Origin of the sequence: Nocardioides sp. URHA0020 (genome assembly GCF_000620705.1) — a bacterium.
GTDB lineage: Bacteria > Actinomycetota > Actinomycetes > Propionibacteriales > Nocardioidaceae > Nocardioides.
Genome location: NZ_KK211166.1, coordinates 695,406 through 711,935, shown reverse-complemented (window position 1 = coordinate 711,935; position 16,530 = coordinate 695,406). Strand labels below are relative to the sequence as shown.

The following is a 16,530-nucleotide window of genomic DNA, read 5'->3' as shown; positions in this document are numbered from 1 at the left end:
GGACGGGATCTCTAGACTGACCTCCGTGTATCGCCGCGCCTGGACCCTGCTCGTGGTCAACGCCGCCCTGATGGGCGTCTGGGCGGCGATCACGGCATGGTCGGTCGACCGACCGCTGATCGACCCCGACGGCAGCTTCCTCGGTCCTGCCATGGTGCGGCTGCCGATCCTTTGCGTCGGCGCCCTCTTCCTGGACCTGGTGCCGCGGGCGCTCTGGATATCGCGTGGTCGGCCGAGCCGGTGGCCGGAGCTGGTCCGCGAGCGCTGGCGCACCCACTGGACCCGGGAGCGCATCGTCCTGGTGCTGCTCGGGATCGTCTGCTTCTACGTGATCTACGTCTGCTACCGCAACCTCAAGTCGTTCCTGCCGCTCGTCACCGACCGGATGTACGACCGCGAGCTGCACTCGCTCGACCGGATCCTGTTCTTCGGGTCCAACCCCGCCACGGTGCTCCACGAGATCCTCGGCAAGACCGTGGTGGCCCACGTCCTGTCGACCTCGTACCTGTTCTTCATCCCGATGGTCGCCATCATGGTGACGGTCTGGCTGGTGTGGTCGCGCAACCTGTCGTACGGCTGGTGGTTCGTCACCTCCCAGGGGATCGCCTGGACCCTCGGGACGATCTCGTACTACGCCCTCCCGACGATCGGGCCGGGCCTCGAGTACACCTACCTCTACCAGAGCCTGGCGCACACGGGCACCAGTGACCTGATGGCGTCGTTGGTCAACGCGCGCCAGGGAGTCCTGTGGAGCGACGGGCAGGCGCAGACCGTCGCCGGCTTCGCCAGCCTGCACACGGGGATCGCCCTGCTGTGGGCGCTGATGGTCCAGTTCACGGTGCGCAACCGGATCATCCGGGTCGCGTTCTGGGTGAACTTCGCCCTGATCCTCGTGGCCACCCTGTACTTCGGCTGGCACTACATCGCGGACGACATCGCGGGCGTCTGCATCGCGCTGGTCTCCTTCTACCTCGGCGGCATCGCCAGCGGCCAGAAGTTCGACCACCTCGGGCTGACGTCGCACCCGACGACCACCACCTCGAAGGTGCCCGTCGACCGCTGAGCGGTCGCCCGCTCGCCACCCATCTCCGCACGGACGGCCACCGACGAGGTGTCGCCTCCGCGCGCTCCCGGCGCGCCACCACGTGCGCGGCCGGGCGAGCGTTCGAGAATTACAACCTTGTAGTTCGTCAAGGGGACACGCCGGTGACGGAAGTTAAAATTGTGAAAGTTGTTCCCAATGGGACGAAAGTTGTCTAGCGTGCTCCGAGTGCCGCCTGTTGGAGGTGGTGACCCAGAGGAGGCAGTCCGGTGCGAGCGCTCGGCGTAGCAGCGACCACTGTCCTCGCTGTGGTGGCAGCGGGCCTGGCGAGCGGCATCGCCGTCGCCGACGACGACACCGTGCCGAGCCGGCAGGACGTCGCGGACGCTCGTACGGCGGTCCGCGCCCAGGTCGACGACGTCGCCTCGGTCCGCGCCCGTCTGGCGGTCGCCAACCAGGACCTCCAGACGTCCGCCGTCGCCGCCGCTCAGGCGGCCGAGGCCTACAACGGTGCGCGCTGGCACGCCGACCGGGCGCGTCGGGCGGCGGCGCGGGCGACGACCGCGCTCGAGGCCGCCGAGGCCGACGTACGCCGTCAGCGGCAGGCCTACACCGACTCCCTCGTCACGTCGTACGAGCTCGCCCCGCAGCTCACCGCCCTGTCGGCCGTCGTCCACTCCGACGGGATCGACTCGGTCCTGCAGCGCTCGGTGACGATGGCGAACGCCAACGACGCGCTCGACGGCAACTACGACGAGCTCCGGGCCGCGGCGGTCGTCGCGGACGTCGCCCGCGACCGCGCCGAGCGGGCCCGGGCCGGCGCCGAGAAGGCCGAGCGCAGCGCGCTGAAGGCCAAGACCGCGGCCCAGCAGGCGGCCGACGCCGCTGCCGCCGACGCCCAGGCCATCGCCGCGCAGAAGGCCACCCTGATCGCCCGCCTCGCCGACCTCGAGCACGTCAGCGTCGACCTGGCCCAGCGGCGCCAGTCGGCGCTGGAGGCACGCGCTGCTCGGGCGGCCGCGGCCGCGGCCGCGCGCGAGCAGGCAGCCCAGGCCGCCGCGACGGCGGCGGCTGCCGCCGAGGCGAAGCCCGCGCCGGCACCCGAGCCGCAGTCCGCGCCGTCCGCCGAGGCCGGCGGCGAGCCGGCCCCGCAGCCGGCGCCGGAGCCGGAGCTGGCCCCCGAGCCCGCGCCGGCCGCGCCGGCCCCGGTCGCCTCCGCGCCGTCTCCGAGGTCCGGTGCGCAGGCCGCGATCGCCTTCGCTCGCGCGCAGATCGGTGAGCCCTACCGCTGGGGCGCTGCCGGGCCCGACGCGTGGGACTGCTCCGGCCTGACGGCCGGTGCCTGGGCGGCTGGCGGCACGTACCTGCCGCACTACTCGGTGGCGCAGTACGAGCAGTCGACCTCGATCTCCGCGAGCCAGCTCCGGCCCGGCGACCTGGTCTTCTGGGGCTCCAGCAACGACCCGGGCTCGATCTACCACGTCGCGCTCTACGTCGGCGACGGCCGGATCATCGAGGCGCCGCGCACGGGGGTGCCGGTCCAGGAGGTCTCGATGTACGGCTGGATCACCCCGAACTTCTACGCCCGCCCCTGACCCCGGACGAGGTCCAGATCACCGCTTGAGGGCGCCACCGGGTGGGTAATCGTCGGGCATGTCCACCGACACCGCCGCCCCTGCCAGCGCGCCCGGCTACGCGGAGCCCGAGGTCGACGTACCTGCGCTGACCGCCCTGCTCGACGGCCGGTACGCCGAGGTCCGGCAGCTGGTCCGGACCAACCTCGCGACGTACGCCTCCGTGCTCGACGACGCCGAGGACCTGGACGTCGACGCCTTCCGCGAGCGGGTCCGCGACGTCGTCGTCGAGATGGCCGCGACCGGGCAGACCGGCATGGGCTTCCCGGAGGAGTACGGCGGCGGCGGGGACATCGGTGCCTCGATCGCGGCCTTCGAGACGCTGGCCTTCGGCGACCTGTCGGTGCTGGTCAAGGTCGGGGTGCAGTTCGGGCTGTTCGGCGGTGCGATCCTCCAGCTCGGCACGAAGCGCCACCACGACGCGTACCTCCAGGACCTGGTGACCGGGAGGCTGATGGGCTGCTTCGCGATGACCGAGACCGGCCACGGCTCCAACGTGCAGGCCCTCGGCACGGTGGCGACGTACGACGTCGCCACCCGGGAGTTCGTGATCACGACCCACGGCGACGCGGCGCGCAAGGACTACATCGGCAACGCCGCGAAGCACGCCGAGGTCGCGGTCGTCTTCGCCCAGCTCGAGGTCGGCGGGCGGTCCGAGGGCGTGCACGCGTTCGTCGTCCCGATCCGGGAGGGCGGCGCGGTCCTCGACGGCGTGCGGGTCGAGGACGACGGCCTCAAGATGGGCCTGAACGGCGTCGACAACGGGCGGCTGTGGTTCGACGGCGTGCGGGTGCCGCGCGAGGCCCTGCTCAACCGCTTCGCTGACGTGTCGCCGGCGGGGGTCTACGAGAGCTCCATCGAGAACCCGAACCGGCGGTTCTTCACGATGCTCGGCACGCTGGTGCAGGGCCGGGTCTGCGTCGGGGGTGCGGGCATCAACGCCAGCAAGGTGGCGCTGACGATCGCGACCAGGTACGCCGTACGCCGTCGTCAGTTCGAGGCCGCGTCGGACACCGAGGAGCAGGTGCTGCTCGACTACGGGATGCACCAGCGGCGGCTGCTGCCGCTGATCGCCCGGACCTACGCGCTGCACTTCGCGCAGGACGTCGTACGCACCCAGCTGCACGACGTCTTCTCCAGCACCCCCGACGCGGCCCTGGAGGCGACCCGGCGCGAGCTCGAGGGCCGCGCGGCCGGCACCAAGGCGCTCGGGACGTGGCACGCGACCCGCACGATCCAGGAGTGCCGCGAGGCCTGCGGTGGTGCCGGCTACCTCGCGGTCAACCGGTTCGCCGCGCTCAAGGCCGACACCGACGTCTTCACGACCTTCGAGGGCGACAACCACGTGCTGCTCCAGCTCGTGGCCAAGGGGCTGCTGACCGACTACGCCAGCGAGTTCGAGGACATGGACCAGCTCGGGATGGTCCGCTTCGTCACCAACCTCGCCGTGGGGACCGTCATCGAGAGGACATCGGCCCACAAGCTGCTCGAGCGGGTCAAGGACCTGCTGCCCGGCGGCGACGAGTGGGACCAGGAGGCGGGGCTGCTCGACTCGGAGTACCAGCTGGCCATGCTGCGCTTCCGCGAGGAGCACATGCTGTCCGGCGTCGCGCGCCGGCTCAAGCGCGGCGTCGACCAGGGCCGCAACCCCGGCGTCGTCTTCTCGGAGGTCCAGGACCACGTCATCGGCGCGGCCAACGCGCACGTCGAGCGGCTCGTGCTGGAGGCGTTCGTCGACCGGCTGCGCGACCTGCCCGCCGACGCGCCCGAGGGCAACCGGGTGGCGCTCGCGCTCCTGTGCGACCTCTTCGCGCTGTCCACCATCGAGGCGGACCGCGCGTGGTTCATGGAGCACGGCCGGCTCACCGTCCAGCGCTCCAAGTCGATCAGCCGCGAGGTCAACGCCCTGTGCCGCAAGATCCGCCCGCTCGCCGTCGACCTGGTCGACGCCTGGGGTGTGCCGGTCGAGATGCTGCGGTCGCCCGACCTGGTCTGAGCGTGGGGTGGCTGCGGTCTTGTCGTGCGCTGGGCCCTGCGGCGATCACCGGTTCACCGGTGATTGCCGCACATCTCAGGCGTTGCAACACCCGAGAAGTGCAGGAAGAGCCTGAGAAGTGAGCCGTCAGGCGACGGCCAAGGTCGGGAAGAGCTCGTCGCGGATCATGGCGGCGGTCGCCGCTGGGCGTCCGAGATCGGCCCAGGTGATGCGGATGCAGCGCCATCCCGTCGTCCGGCAGATCAGCCTCTCCCGCTCCTTCTCGGCCAGTACGACGTCGGAGGCCCGCTGACCGGGGCGCAGCAGCTTCTCGTACTTCACCTTGCCGTCGAACTCCAGGAAGACGCCGAGCTCCGGCCAGGCGAAGTCGACCCGGGCGATCGCACGGCCGTCGCGGTCGAGGATCGGGTACTGCGGCACGGGAAGCGGAAGGCCGTGGTTGAAGAGCAGCACGAAGCTCCGGGTCTCACCGACGGACTCGATGCGATCGTCGGCCAGCCGCAGCACGAGACCGGTGCGGAGCGTGTGCGGCCACTTGTCCATCAGTGCGGCTCGCGTGCTCAACGCCTGCCGGGTCGTCGCCCCGCAGTGGAGGAAGTGGTTGGCGACGACGAGGCTCGACTCTAGGGTGCCGACCGTCGTGACCTCGAGCACGAGCCGGGTCGGGCTCATCACCTCGAGGCCGTTGCGCACGACGACGTCGCCGTCGATGATCGTGCCGCAGTGCTGGTGGACGCCTGCCTCGTGACGGCCGGCCCGGCCGTCGGGCCTGGTCACGTGGACGTCGGAGAGGTCGAGTCCCCAGGTCGGCGCGTCGTACTCAGGAAGCCCGGAGACGTGCGACAGCACGACCCGCGTGCTCGCCTGCTGGACGACCGCCCTGGCCCGGAGGCCATGGCGACCAGCCGCATCGAGGACGTCGTACGCCGGCTTGCTCGCGTAGGCGCCGCGCCGGACCCGGACCAGCACGCCATCGGCCATCAGGCGTGCGATGGACCGGTCATCGTGTCCCTGGCCGAGCAGCGTCCTGCGCAGGAGTACCGGCGTGTTGCGGGGATCGTCGGGCGGGCGAGGCGGTGGCAGCGTCATGCCACCACGTCTGCCCTGACCTCGACGGCCGACACCCGGGGATCGGACGCCTGTGGACAACCGGCCCGGCTTCCCGCACTTCTCGGGCGCTTCCCGCACTTCTCAGGCGTTGCAACGGCCCAGAAGTGCGGCAATCACCGGTGAACCGGGGATTCCCGGGACGCAAGGGGCAGCAGCAGCGACAGCAGCGACGCCCACGAGCTCAGTGGGCGGTGTAGCCCTCGGTCTTGGCCCGCTCGAAGGAGGCGTGCACCTCGGCCTCGGCCTCGGTGCGACCCACCCACTCCGCACCCTCGACGGACTTGCCGGGCTCGAGGTCCTTGTAGACCTCGAAGAAGTGCTGGATCTCGAGGCGGTCGAACTTCGAGACGTGGGAGATGTCGCGCAGGTGCTCCAGGCGCGGGTCCTGGGCGGGGACGCAGAGGACCTTGTCGTCGCCGCCGGCCTCGTCGGTCATCCGGAACATGCCGATCGCGCGGCAGCGGATCAGGCAGCCGGGGAAGGTCGGCTGCTGGAGGATCACCAGCGCGTCGAGCGGGTCGCCGTCCTGGCCGAGGGTGTCCTCGATGAAGCCGTAGTCGGCCGGGTAGGCGGTCGAGGTGAAGAGGGTGCGGTCCAAGCGGAGCCGGCCGGACTCGTGGTCGACCTCGTACTTGTTGCGCTCACCCTTGGGGATCTCCACCAGCACGTCGAACTCGAGCACGTCATCCTCCGCGATCTCAGGCCATCGTCAGGCCACCATCAAAGTGTCGGGGTGGCCCGCGCGGCGGGCCTCGACCAGTCTCGCGCACAATGACGCCAAACGTGGAGTCGGGAAGGAGCAGGACGTGGGTCGACGTGACGCACGCCACGGCTCGCGCCTGGCGTTCTGGCTCCCGGTGGTGCTCGTCCTGGCGCTGCTCGCCGGCGCCGGCACGACGTACTGGCTCGACCGCGACCAGCCCGACCCCGACACGGACCCCGAGCAGGTCGCGCCGCCGGCGGGCCTCGAGCTCCCGCCGCTGACCGCGCCCGCACCGGTCGCCGCCGCGGCAGCCGGGACCGCCGACCCCGTGAAGGTACGGCGCGCGCTCGCCCCGCTGCTCGCCGACCCGGACCTCGGCCCGCACGTGCTCGCCGCGGTGGCCGGGCTGGACGGCACGCCGGTCTTCACCCGGGGCGGCGGCGAGGTCGTCCCGGCCTCCACGCTCAAGCTGCTCACCAGCACGGCCGCGCTCGAGACGATGGGCCCGGACCACACGTTCGCCACCACGGTCGTCACGACCGGGCCGCGCCGGATCGTCCTCGTCGGCGGCGGCGACCCCCTGCTCTCCGCGACCCGACCCGCCCGCGACGCCTACCCGCGGCCGGCCGACGTCGTCACGCTCGCCCGGGCGACCGCCACCGAGCTGCTGGCCGGCGGCACCTCCCGGGTCCGTCTCGGGTACGACGCCACCCTCTTCACCGGTCCCGACGTCAGCCCGCACTGGCCCGAGTCCTACATCCCCGACGCGGTGGTCGCCCCCATCCAGTCCTTGTGGGTCGACGAGGGCCGCCCGGTCGACGGCGACCGCGACGAGCGCGTCGCGGACCCCGCTCTTGCGGCCGCGAACGCCTTCGCCGACGCGCTCACCCGGGCCGGCGTGAGGGTCGTCGGGGCACCGACGCCCCGCCCCGCCGATCCGGCCGCCACCGAGGTCGCCCGCGTGACCAGCCCGCCCCTGTCGCAGCTGGTCGAGCACACGCTGCTGGTCAGCGACAACGAGGCGGCCGAGGTGCTCGCCCGGCAGGTGGCGGTCACGACGGGGGTGCCCGCCACGTTCGCCGGCGGCGCCGGGGCGGTCCTCAAGGTCGTCACCGGCCTCGGGGTGCCGACCAGCGGCGCGACGACGTACGACGGCAGCGGGCTCTCCCGCGACAACCGGCTCGACCCCACGCTGCTGACCGCGCTGCTCCACGTGGTCGGCTCCGAGGAGCACCCCGACCTGCGCCCGGTGCTGACCGGGCTGCCGGTCGCCGGCTTCAACGGGTCGCTGTCGGAGCGCTTCACCGAGACGGTCGACCGGGCGGGTCGGGGCAGCGTGCGCGCCAAGACCGGCACCCTGACCGGCGTCAGCGGCCTGGCCGGCACCGTGACCGACCGGACCGGCACCCCGATGGTCTTCGCGGTCATGGCCGACCACATCGCGCTGGCCGACACCCTCGATGCGCGAGCGGCGCTGGACGCCGTCGCGTCCGCCCTCGCCGCCTGCCGGTGCGCGGCTTGAGCGTTGGCGGGCACGGGTACCGTCGGCGCATGACGAACTCCCGCGCCGGCATGGTCGACTGGGACCTCGCGGTCTCGATCGGCTCCCGACTGGCCGGTGACGGGCCGGCCGTGACCTGGGAGGAAGCCGCGGCCGTGGTGACCGAGCTCCGGGCCGACGCCAACCGCTCCACCGGCCTCGTCCGGGACTTCACCGGGCTCGAGGCGGCGTCCGACACGGCGCCGATCGTGGTCGTCGACCGGGCCGGCTGGGTGCAGGCCAACGCCGACGGGTTCGCGACCGTCCTCGCCCCGATCGTCGACAAGCTCTCCGGCGGCAAGGAGCCCTCGCGGCTCACCCACGCCGTCGGCTCCCGCGTCGCCGGCGCCGAGGTCGGTGGCCTGCTCGGCTTCCTGGCGGGCAAGGTCCTCGGCCAGTTCGACCCGTTCTTCGCCCCCTCGGGGCGGCTGCTGCTGGTCGCGCCCAACATCGTCCACGTCGAGCGCGAGCTCGAGGTCGACCCCCAGGACTTCCGGCTGTGGGTATGCCTGCACGAGGAGACCCACCGGGTGCAGTTCACGGCGACGCCGTGGCTGACCGAGCACCTGCTCGGCGAGATGCACGGCATCGCCGACAGCATCGAGCCCACCCGCCTCCTCGACGACGGCCTGGGCCGGCTCACCAAGGCCCTGCGCGGCGGCCCCGAGGGCGGCAACCTCCTCGACGCGGTCAGCACGCCGGAGCAGAAGGAGATCGTCGACCGCATCACCGGCGTCATGTCGCTGCTCGAGGGCCACGCCGACGTCGTCATGGACGGTGTCGGGCCGAGCGTCATCCCGACCGTCGACGACATCCGCAAGCGCTTCACCCAGCGCCGCAAGGGGGTGGGCGTCCTCGATCGGACCCTGCGCCGGGTGCTCGGGCTCGACGCCAAGATGGCGCAGTACCGCGACGGCGCGATCTTCGTGCGCGCCGTGGTGGACAAGGCCGGCATGGCCGAGTTCAACGCCGTGTGGGAGCGCCCCGACAACCTGCCGAGCAAGGCCGAGATCGCCGACCCGAGCGCCTGGATCTCCCGGGTCCTCTGAGGCCGGCGTGAGTCTCCACCCGGCCGTCGCCGCGGTCCGGCTCGGCGTACGCCGGGCGCTGGCGCACGTCGAGCCCGGCCGCACCGTCGTCGTCGCCTGCTCCGGCGGCCCCGACTCGACCGCGCTGCTCGCGGCCACCGTCTTCGAGTCCCGACGGGCCGGGTGGCACGTGGTCGGTGCCACCATCGACCACGGGCTGCAGGACGGGTCGGCCGACCACGCCGCGGCCCTGGTCGCCCGGATGGCGGCGATGGGGGCCGACGAGACGCTGAGCGCCCGCGTGCACGTGGAGGGCGCCGGGCTGGGACCGGAGGCGGCCGCCCGGCAGGCGAGGTACGCCGTGCTCGAGGAGGTCGGCGAGCGCTTCGATGCCGCCGCCGTGCTGCTCGGCCACACCCGCGACGACCAGGCCGAGACCGTCCTGCTCGGGCTGGCCCGGGGCTCGGGAGGGCGCTCGCTGGCGGGGATGCGCCGGGCGTACGACCGGTTCGTCCGGCCGCTGCTCGACGTGGCGCGCTCCGACACCGTCACCGCCTGCCTAGTCGAGGGGCACGAGACCTGGGACGACCCCCACAACGCGGACCCGGCGTACACCCGGGTGCGGGTGCGGGCCAAGGTGCTGCCGATGCTCGAGGAGCAGCTCGGTCCCGGCGTTGCGGCCACCCTGGCGCGCACGGCCGACCAGCTGCGCAGCGACATGGACCTGCTCGACGACCTCGCGGGCACGGCGTACGGCGACCTGCGCGCCGATGACGGCACCCTGCCGGTCGCCGCGCTCCTGGAGCGACCGGACGCCATCCGCAGACGGGTGCTCCGGCTGGCCGCTCTCGCTGCCGGCGCCCCCGCGTCCGAGCTCTTCCACGAGCACGTCCTCGCCATGGACGCGCTGCTCACCGACTGGCACGGGCAGCGCTGGGTCGACCTGCCGGGTCCGGTGCGGTGCTCCCGGGTCGACGGCCGGCTGCTGGTCGCCCGCGTCGGCTAGCCGGTTTCCCTCCGCTACGGCGGCCGGCTGCCGATAGTCCGGTCATGCCACACCGTCGCGTCGTCGCCAGCCTCGTCCTGCTCCTCGCCGTGGGCATCGTCGCCCACGGCGTACCGGGCGCGGCCGCGCACACCTCGCCTGCCGCCTCCGCGGACGCCGAGCCGACCTCGAGCCTCCGCCTGGTCCCCACCAAGCCGGAGCCCGGCACGGGCTGGATCCAGGGCACGGTCGTCGACCGCGCCGGCCGGCTGCTCGACGGCGTCGACGTGGAGGCGTACGACGTCCGCGACCTGCGCGAGGACCCGGACGCCGACCCGGTCGCCAACTGGCAGACCTACGAGCACCCCCAGGGTGGGCCGGAGCACGGCTGGTTCCGCCTCTACGACCTGGCTCCCGGCACCTACAAGGTGAAGATCACCAGCCCCTCCGGCACCCCGAAGAAGGAGCGCTACCGCACGCTGTGGACGAAGCCGGTCAAGGTCGGCAAGGGCTCGATCGTCCGGCTCGGTCCGACGGCGATCACGCTGGTCAACCGAGTCCCCGCGAAGCTGACCGTCCAGGTCGTCGACGCCCGCGTCAAGACCGGCCAGTCCCCGCGGCTCAAGCTGCGGCTCAGCAGCGCCGACGTACGGGCGATCACCGGGTCCGTCCGGGTCCGGGTCGACCGCCAGCGGGTCCGCCTCGCGACCCTCAAGGCCAGCCACCAGGGCCGGTTGACGGTGACCCTGCCCCGCCAGGCGCTCGGCCGCCACGAGGTCGCGGTGACCTTCGCCGGCAACAGCGCCGTGGCCGCGTCCAGCAAGCCCGTCGTGGTCACGTTCAAGGTCACGCGCAACGGTCGGTGATCCGCCCGGGCGCAGACGCGGCGCGGTCGATCTCCTAGGCTCTCGTCCATGGACGCATCCGACGTGCCGGACGACTTGGTCAACGTTCTCTTCACCGAGGAGCAGATCCAGGGGCGGCTGCGCGAGCTCGCCGCCGAGATCGAGGCCGACTACGCCGGCAAGGAGCTGCTGATCGTCGGCATCCTCCGCGGCGCGGTGATGGTGATGGCCGACCTCGCCCGCAGCTTCACCCGTCACCTCGAGATGGACTGGATGGCGGTCTCGTCGTACGGCTCGGGGACGAAGTCCAGCGGCGTCGTCCGCATCCTCAAGGACCTCGACACCGACATCTCCGGGCGCCACGTGGTCATCGTCGACGAGATCATCGACACCGGCCTGACGCTGTCGTGGCTGACCGCCAACCTCGCCTCGCGCGACCCCGCCAGCGTGGAGATCTGCACGCTGCTGCGCAAGCCCGAGGCCCTGACGATGCAGGTCGACGTCAAGTACGTCGGCTGGGACATCCCCAACGAGTTCGTGGTCGGCTACGGCCTCGACTACCGCGAGCGCTACCGCAACCTGCGCGACATCGGCACCCTGGCCCCGCACGTCTACTCGTGACCGGCCCACGGGTCGGGACCGCGCAGGCGCGGGCGCGGGACACGGCGCTGGTGCAGCCTGAGACACTGGGAGGGTCGAGGGACGTGCCTGTACCGTCGGCTGTTCATATGAGCTCGTCCGAGAGAAGTCTGTGAAGCGCATATTCAAGGGTCCATGGCTGTGGATCGTCCTCGCGGTGGTCGGCGTGCTCGTCGCGCTCCAGTTCCTGGCGCCCAGCGGCGGCTACAACGAGATCGAGTCGTCCAAGATGGAGAAGTACATCTCCGGCGGCGAGGTCAAGGAGATCACCTTCGTCGACGGCGGCGAGCAGCAGATCAAGGCGACGCTCGACAACGGCGACAAGGTCACGGCGTACTGGCTGGACGGCACCCAGGAGTCCATCCAGGCCGAGGTGCAGAAGCAGGTCGACGCCGGCCAGACCGAGAAGTTCACCGTCGACGTCCCGAAGCCGAGCCTGCTGGGCTCCATCCTCGCGACGCTGCTGCCCTTCGCGCTCATCATCTTCCTCTTCCTCTTCCTCATGAACCAGGTGCAGGGCGGCGGTGGTCGGGGCGTCATGCAGTTCGCCAAGTCCAAGGCCAAGCTGATCTCCAAGGACATGCCGAAGACGACGTTCACCGACGTCGCCGGCTGCGAGGAGGCCATCGAGGAGCTCGGCGAGATCAAGGAGTTCCTCCAGGAGCCCGCCAAGTTCCAGGCCGTCGGCGCCAAGATCCCCAAGGGCGTGCTGCTCTACGGGCCTCCCGGCACCGGCAAGACCCTGCTCGCGCGCGCCGTCGCCGGCGAGGCGGGCGTCCCCTTCTACTCGATCTCCGGCTCCGACTTCGTCGAGATGTTCGTCGGCGTGGGTGCCTCCCGCGTCCGTGACCTCTTCGAGCAGGCGAAGGAGAACGCCCCCGCGATCGTCTTCATCGACGAGATCGACGCTGTCGGTCGCCACCGCGGCGCCGGCATGGGCGGCGGACACGACGAGCGCGAGCAGACCCTCAACCAGCTCCTCGTCGAGATGGACGGCTTCGACGTCCGTGGCGGCGTCATCCTGATCGCTGCGACCAACCGGCCCGACGTCCTCGACCCGGCGCTGCTGCGCCCCGGTCGCTTCGACCGCCAGATCGCCGTCGACGCACCCGACCTGTCCGGTCGCCACCAGATCCTCAAGGTCCACTCGCGTGGCAAGCCGATGTCGTCCGACATCGACCTGCTGTCGGTGGCGCGTCGTACGCCGGGCTTCACCGGCGCCGACCTCGCCAACGTGCTCAACGAGGCCGCCCTGCTGACCGCGCGGGCCAACCAGAAGCTGATCACCAACCTCAGCCTCGACGAGGCCATCGACCGCGTGATCGCCGGCCCGCAGCGCCGTACTCGCCTGATGAGCGAGAAGGAGAAGCTGATCACGGCCTACCACGAGGGCGGCCACGCGCTCGTCGCGGCGGCGCTGCCCGGCACCGACCCGGTGCACAAGATCACGATCCTGCCGCGCGGTCGCGCCCTCGGCTACACGATGGTGCTGCCGGACGAGGACAAGTACTCCCAGACCCGCTCGCAGATGCTGGACACGCTGGCCTACATGCTCGGCGGCCGCGCGGCGGAGGAGATGGTCTTCCACGACCCGACCACCGGCGCCGGCAACGACATCGAGAAGGCCACCGGCCTGGCCCGCGCGATGGTGACGCAGTACGGCATGACGGAGTCGCTCGGCGCGATCAAGCTCGGCGACTCCACCTCCGAGCCGTTCCTGGGTCGCGACATGGGCCACCAGCGCAACTACTCCGAGGACGTGGCGGCCAAGATCGACGAGGAGACGAAGAAGTTCCTCGCGGTCGCCCACCAGGAGGCCTTCGAGATCCTCGAGGAGAACCGCGACGTGCTGGACACCCTGGTGCTCGAGCTCTTCGACAAGGAGACCCTCGACAAGGAGCAGGTCGCCCGGATCTTCGAGCCGCTGCGCCGACGCCCGGAGCGTCCGGCCTGGACGGGCTCGGACCGGCGCGTGCCGTCCGCGATCCCGCCGGTCGAGATCCCGCAGTGGATCAAGGACCGGACCACGGCCAACGCGGCCGCGTTCGCCGCCTCGAACGGCGACGCGCCGAAGTCGGACGACGACGAGGGCGCCGGCGTGATCCTCACGCCTCCGGGCTCCGGTGGCGACGTCCACGGCGATCCCGGTGTCTCCGGGTCGGGCCCGACGTTGCCGCCTCGCTGATGGCCGACTCGATCCGTCCGGACGACCGGGCACCCGAGGACATCCCCGCCTTCGACCAGGCGCGGGCCGAGGCCGCCGTACGCGAGCTGCTGTTCGCCATCGGCGAGGACCCCGACCGCGAGGGCCTGCTCGAGACGCCGGCGCGCGTCGCGCGGGCGTACGCCGAGGTCACGGCCGGCATCCGGATGGTCCCCGAGGACGTCCTCACCACGACGTTCGACATCGGGCACAGCGAGATGGTGCTGGTGCGTGACATCGAGCTGTGGTCGATGTGCGAGCACCACCTGGTGCCGTTCACCGGCGTCGCTCACGTCGGCTACATCCCGGCCGAGTCCGGCAAGATCACCGGCATCTCCAAGCTCGCGCGGCTCGTCGACGTCTACGCGAAGCGACCGCAGGTCCAGGAGCGGCTGACGACCCAGGTCGCCGACGCCCTGATGCGCATCCTCGACGCCCGCGGCGTGATCGTCGTGATCGAGGCCGAGCACCTGTGCATGACGATGCGCGGGGTCAAGAAGGCCGGTGCCCGCACGATCACCTCGGCCGTGCGCGGCGCGATGCTCTCCAGCGCCACCACCCGCGCCGAGGCCTTCGCGCTGATCAACAGCGGCCGGCGGTAGTCGCGGCTGTCCCGTCCGTCCCGGGAATCACCGGTGCACCGGGGATCCCCGCACTTCTCAGCCGTTGCAACGCCCGAGAAGTGCAGGGAGTGCCTGACCAGTGGGGCGTACGACGCGGCCTGATCACCGGCGGCTGGCGGTGGTCGCCGCTGTCCCGTCCGTCCCGGGAATCACCGGTGCACCGGGGATCCCCGCACTTCTCAGCCGTTGCAACGCCCGAGAAGTGCCGGGAGTGCCCGACCAGTGGGGCGTACGACGCGGCCGGGGCCCGTCGACCCGGCTTCACCAACCCGGCTTCACCAACCCGGCTCCACCGACCCGCTCCACCGACCCCGCTCCACCGACCCGCCGTCGAGGTGGCCGGCGCGGCCCGCGCCCAGGGGCGGCCGGACCGGTCCTCGGCCCGGACCACTAGCCTCGGGGGCATGACGACGGGCAGCGTGTCGACCCCGGTGCTGATGGGCGTCGTCAACGTCACCCCCGACTCCTTCTCCGACGGTGGCCGCTGGTTCAGCCCGGACACCGCCATCGCGCACGGGCGCGACCTGCTCGCCGAGGGCGCCGACATCATCGACATCGGCGGTGAGTCGACCCGTCCGGGCGCCACCCGGCCCGTGGTGACCGAGGAGCTCGACCGGGTGGTCCCCGTCATCACGGCGCTGGCGGCCGAGGGCGCCACCGTCTCGGTCGACACGATGCGCGCCGAGGTCGCCGCCGCGGCGCTCGCGGCCGGGGCCACGATCGTCAACGACGTCTCCGGCGGGCTCGCCGACCCGCAGATGCTCGCGACGGTCGCGGCCGCCGGGGCGACGTACGTCGCCATGCACTGGCGTGCGCACGCCGACCACATGCGTGACTTCGCGGTGTACGACGGGCCGGGCGGCGTGGTCGCGGCGGTCCGCGACGAGCTGGCGGCCCGGGTCGACGCGATGCTCGCGGCCGGCATCGCTCCGGACCGGATCGTGCTCGACCCCGGCCTCGGCTTCGCCAAGCGCCCGGAGCACAACTGGCAGCTGGTCCGCGACCTCGCCCCGCTGCAGGACCTCGGGCACCCGCTCCTGGTGGGTGCGAGCCGCAAGTCGTTCCTCGGTACGCTCCTCGCCTCCGGCGGGACACCGCGTCCGGTCGGGGATCGCGAGCACGCCAACACCGCGCTCACCGTGCTGCTCGCGCAGCAGGGTGTGTGGGGCCTGCGGGTGCACGACGTACGCGCCGCCAAGGACGCCCTCCGGGTGCTCGAGCGGATCGACCAGGAGGAGGCCGCCCATGACTGACGAGCTCGCCGTGCTTGGCATCGAGTGCTACGGCCACCACGGAGTCTTCGAGTTCGAGCGGCGCGAGGGCCAGATCTTCGTGATCGACCTCGTCCTAGGCATCGACACCGCCCCCGCGGCGACCAGCGACGACTTGCGTGACACCGTCGACTACGGGAGTCTCGTGGCCTCGGTGAAAGCCGCCGTGGAGACGGATCCGGTCGACCTGATCGAGACCCTGGCCCAGCGGATCGCGGGCGTCTGCCTCTTGGACGACCGTGTTGAATGGGCGAGGGTGACGGTCCACAAGCCGGACGCACCCATCGACGCCACGTTCTCGGACGTGGCGCTGACGATCACCCGAAGGGCCGCCCGTGACTGAGACCCCGAACCCCCACATCGTCGACACCGACACCCTGACCGGTGAGATGCGACCGATCCGACGGGCCGTGCTGGCCCTCGGGTCCAACCTCGGGGAGCGGATGGCCAGCCTCCAGGGCGCGGTCAACGCCATCGCGGACACGCCCGACGTGTGGGTGACCGGAGTGTCGCCGGTCTACGAGACCGAGCCGGTCGACTCCCCGACGGAGGCGAAGAAGTACCTCAACGCGGTGGTCCTGATCGACACGACGCTGGCGGCGACCCGGCTGATGGACCGTGCGCTGGCCATCGAGGACGCCTTCGAGCGTGAGCGCAGCGAGGTGCACAACGCCCCGCGCACCCTCGACGTCGACCTGATCGTGGTGGGCGACCGCCGCAGCGACGAGGAGTCGCTGCGACTCCCGCACCCGCGGGCGCACGAGCGTGCCTTCGTGCTGCGCCCGTGGCTCGACGTGGACCCGACGGCCGAGGTGCCGGACCGTGGCCCGGTCGCGGACCTGCTCGAGCAGGCCGACCAGAGCGGCATCGCGGTGCGGGACGACCTGGTCCTCGAGTTCCAGTGATCCTGC

The 16,530-nt window shown here is 71.9% G+C and carries 15 protein-coding genes; 13 read left to right on the top strand and 2 right to left on the bottom strand.

Annotation, left to right across the window (positions count from 1 at the left end):
• Positions 1-25: 25 nt before the first annotated feature.
• The 3 genes from N542_RS0107935 (at position 26) to N542_RS0107925 (ending at position 4,672) form a co-directional block, all read left to right on the top strand.
• Positions 26-1,063 (top strand): phosphatase PAP2 family protein, encoded by a 1,038-nt coding sequence (locus N542_RS0107935; RefSeq protein WP_028643474.1) that lies wholly within the window; start codon positions 26-28, stop codon positions 1,061-1,063.
• 287 nt (positions 1,064-1,350) lie between these two features.
• Entirely contained in the window at positions 1,351-2,637 is a 1,287-nt protein-coding gene (locus tag N542_RS23880) for a C40 family peptidase (protein WP_051551489.1), read from the top strand.
• 58 nt (positions 2,638-2,695) lie between these two features.
• Positions 2,696-4,672: an acyl-CoA dehydrogenase family protein gene (locus tag N542_RS0107925; protein WP_028643473.1), complete on the top strand. Its 1,977-nt coding sequence runs from the start codon at positions 2,696-2,698 to the stop codon at positions 4,670-4,672.
• Between the two features lie 126 nt (positions 4,673-4,798).
• Here the strand turns inward: N542_RS0107925 and N542_RS23875 are convergent, their stop codons facing one another.
• Together N542_RS23875 and N542_RS0107915 are read right to left on the bottom strand one after the other, a co-directional pair.
• Positions 4,799-5,761 (bottom strand): hypothetical protein, encoded by a 963-nt coding sequence (locus N542_RS23875; RefSeq protein ID WP_051551488.1) that lies wholly within the window; start codon positions 5,759-5,761, stop codon positions 4,799-4,801.
• 202 nt (positions 5,762-5,963) lie between these two features.
• The gene (locus N542_RS0107915) at positions 5,964-6,464 is read right to left on the bottom strand and encodes an inorganic diphosphatase (protein ID WP_028643472.1); all 501 of its coding nucleotides are present in this window, start codon (positions 6,462-6,464) and stop codon (positions 5,964-5,966) included.
• Between the two features lie 124 nt (positions 6,465-6,588).
• Here N542_RS0107915 and dacB point away from each other — a divergent pair, with 124 nt between their 5' ends.
• The 10 genes from dacB to folK all read left to right on the top strand — a co-directional run bounded on the left by dacB (position 6,589) and on the right by folK (position 16,524).
• Complete coding sequence (gene dacB, locus N542_RS23870; protein WP_051551487.1) at positions 6,589-8,007, top strand: D-alanyl-D-alanine carboxypeptidase/D-alanyl-D-alanine endopeptidase; 1,419 nt, start codon at positions 6,589-6,591, stop codon at positions 8,005-8,007.
• A 29-nt stretch (positions 8,008-8,036) separates the two neighbouring features.
• Positions 8,037-9,074 carry a zinc-dependent metalloprotease gene (locus tag N542_RS0107905; RefSeq protein WP_028643471.1) on the top strand — a complete coding sequence of 346 codons (1,038 nt, stop codon included), beginning with the start codon at positions 8,037-8,039 and terminating at the stop codon, positions 9,072-9,074.
• Positions 9,075-9,081: 7 nt separating this feature from the next.
• The gene (gene tilS, locus N542_RS0107900; RefSeq protein ID WP_028643470.1) at positions 9,082-10,059 is read left to right on the top strand and encodes a tRNA lysidine(34) synthetase TilS; all 978 of its coding nucleotides are present in this window, start codon (positions 9,082-9,084) and stop codon (positions 10,057-10,059) included.
• A 44-nt stretch (positions 10,060-10,103) separates the two neighbouring features.
• Positions 10,104-10,904, top strand: a complete 801-nt coding sequence (locus tag N542_RS0107895; RefSeq protein WP_028643469.1) for a carboxypeptidase-like regulatory domain-containing protein — start codon at positions 10,104-10,106, stop codon at positions 10,902-10,904.
• Between the two features lie 48 nt (positions 10,905-10,952).
• The gene (gene hpt / locus N542_RS0107890; protein WP_028643468.1) at positions 10,953-11,504 is read left to right on the top strand and encodes a hypoxanthine phosphoribosyltransferase; all 552 of its coding nucleotides are present in this window, start codon (positions 10,953-10,955) and stop codon (positions 11,502-11,504) included.
• A 130-nt stretch (positions 11,505-11,634) separates the two neighbouring features.
• Positions 11,635-13,707, top strand: a complete 2,073-nt coding sequence (ftsH, locus tag N542_RS23865; RefSeq protein WP_036506668.1) for an ATP-dependent zinc metalloprotease FtsH — start codon at positions 11,635-11,637, stop codon at positions 13,705-13,707.
• Complete coding sequence (gene folE, locus N542_RS0107880; RefSeq protein WP_028643467.1) at positions 13,707-14,327, top strand: GTP cyclohydrolase I FolE; 621 nt, start codon at positions 13,707-13,709, stop codon at positions 14,325-14,327. The genes ftsH and folE overlap by 1 nt, the downstream gene beginning before the upstream one ends.
• Before the next feature lie 425 nt (positions 14,328-14,752).
• A complete protein-coding gene (gene folP / locus N542_RS0107875; RefSeq protein WP_028643466.1) occupies positions 14,753-15,601 on the top strand; it encodes a dihydropteroate synthase in 849 nt (282 codons plus the stop codon).
• On the top strand, positions 15,594-15,962 hold the full coding sequence (gene folB, locus N542_RS0107870; protein WP_028643465.1) for a dihydroneopterin aldolase: 369 nt from the start codon (positions 15,594-15,596) through the stop codon (positions 15,960-15,962). Before folP ends, folB begins: the two co-directional genes overlap by 8 nt.
• Entirely contained in the window at positions 15,955-16,524 is a 570-nt protein-coding gene (gene folK / locus N542_RS0107865; RefSeq protein ID WP_028643464.1) for a 2-amino-4-hydroxy-6-hydroxymethyldihydropteridine diphosphokinase, read from the top strand. The genes folB and folK overlap by 8 nt, the downstream gene beginning before the upstream one ends.
• The last annotated feature ends 6 nt before the right edge of the window (positions 16,525-16,530 follow it).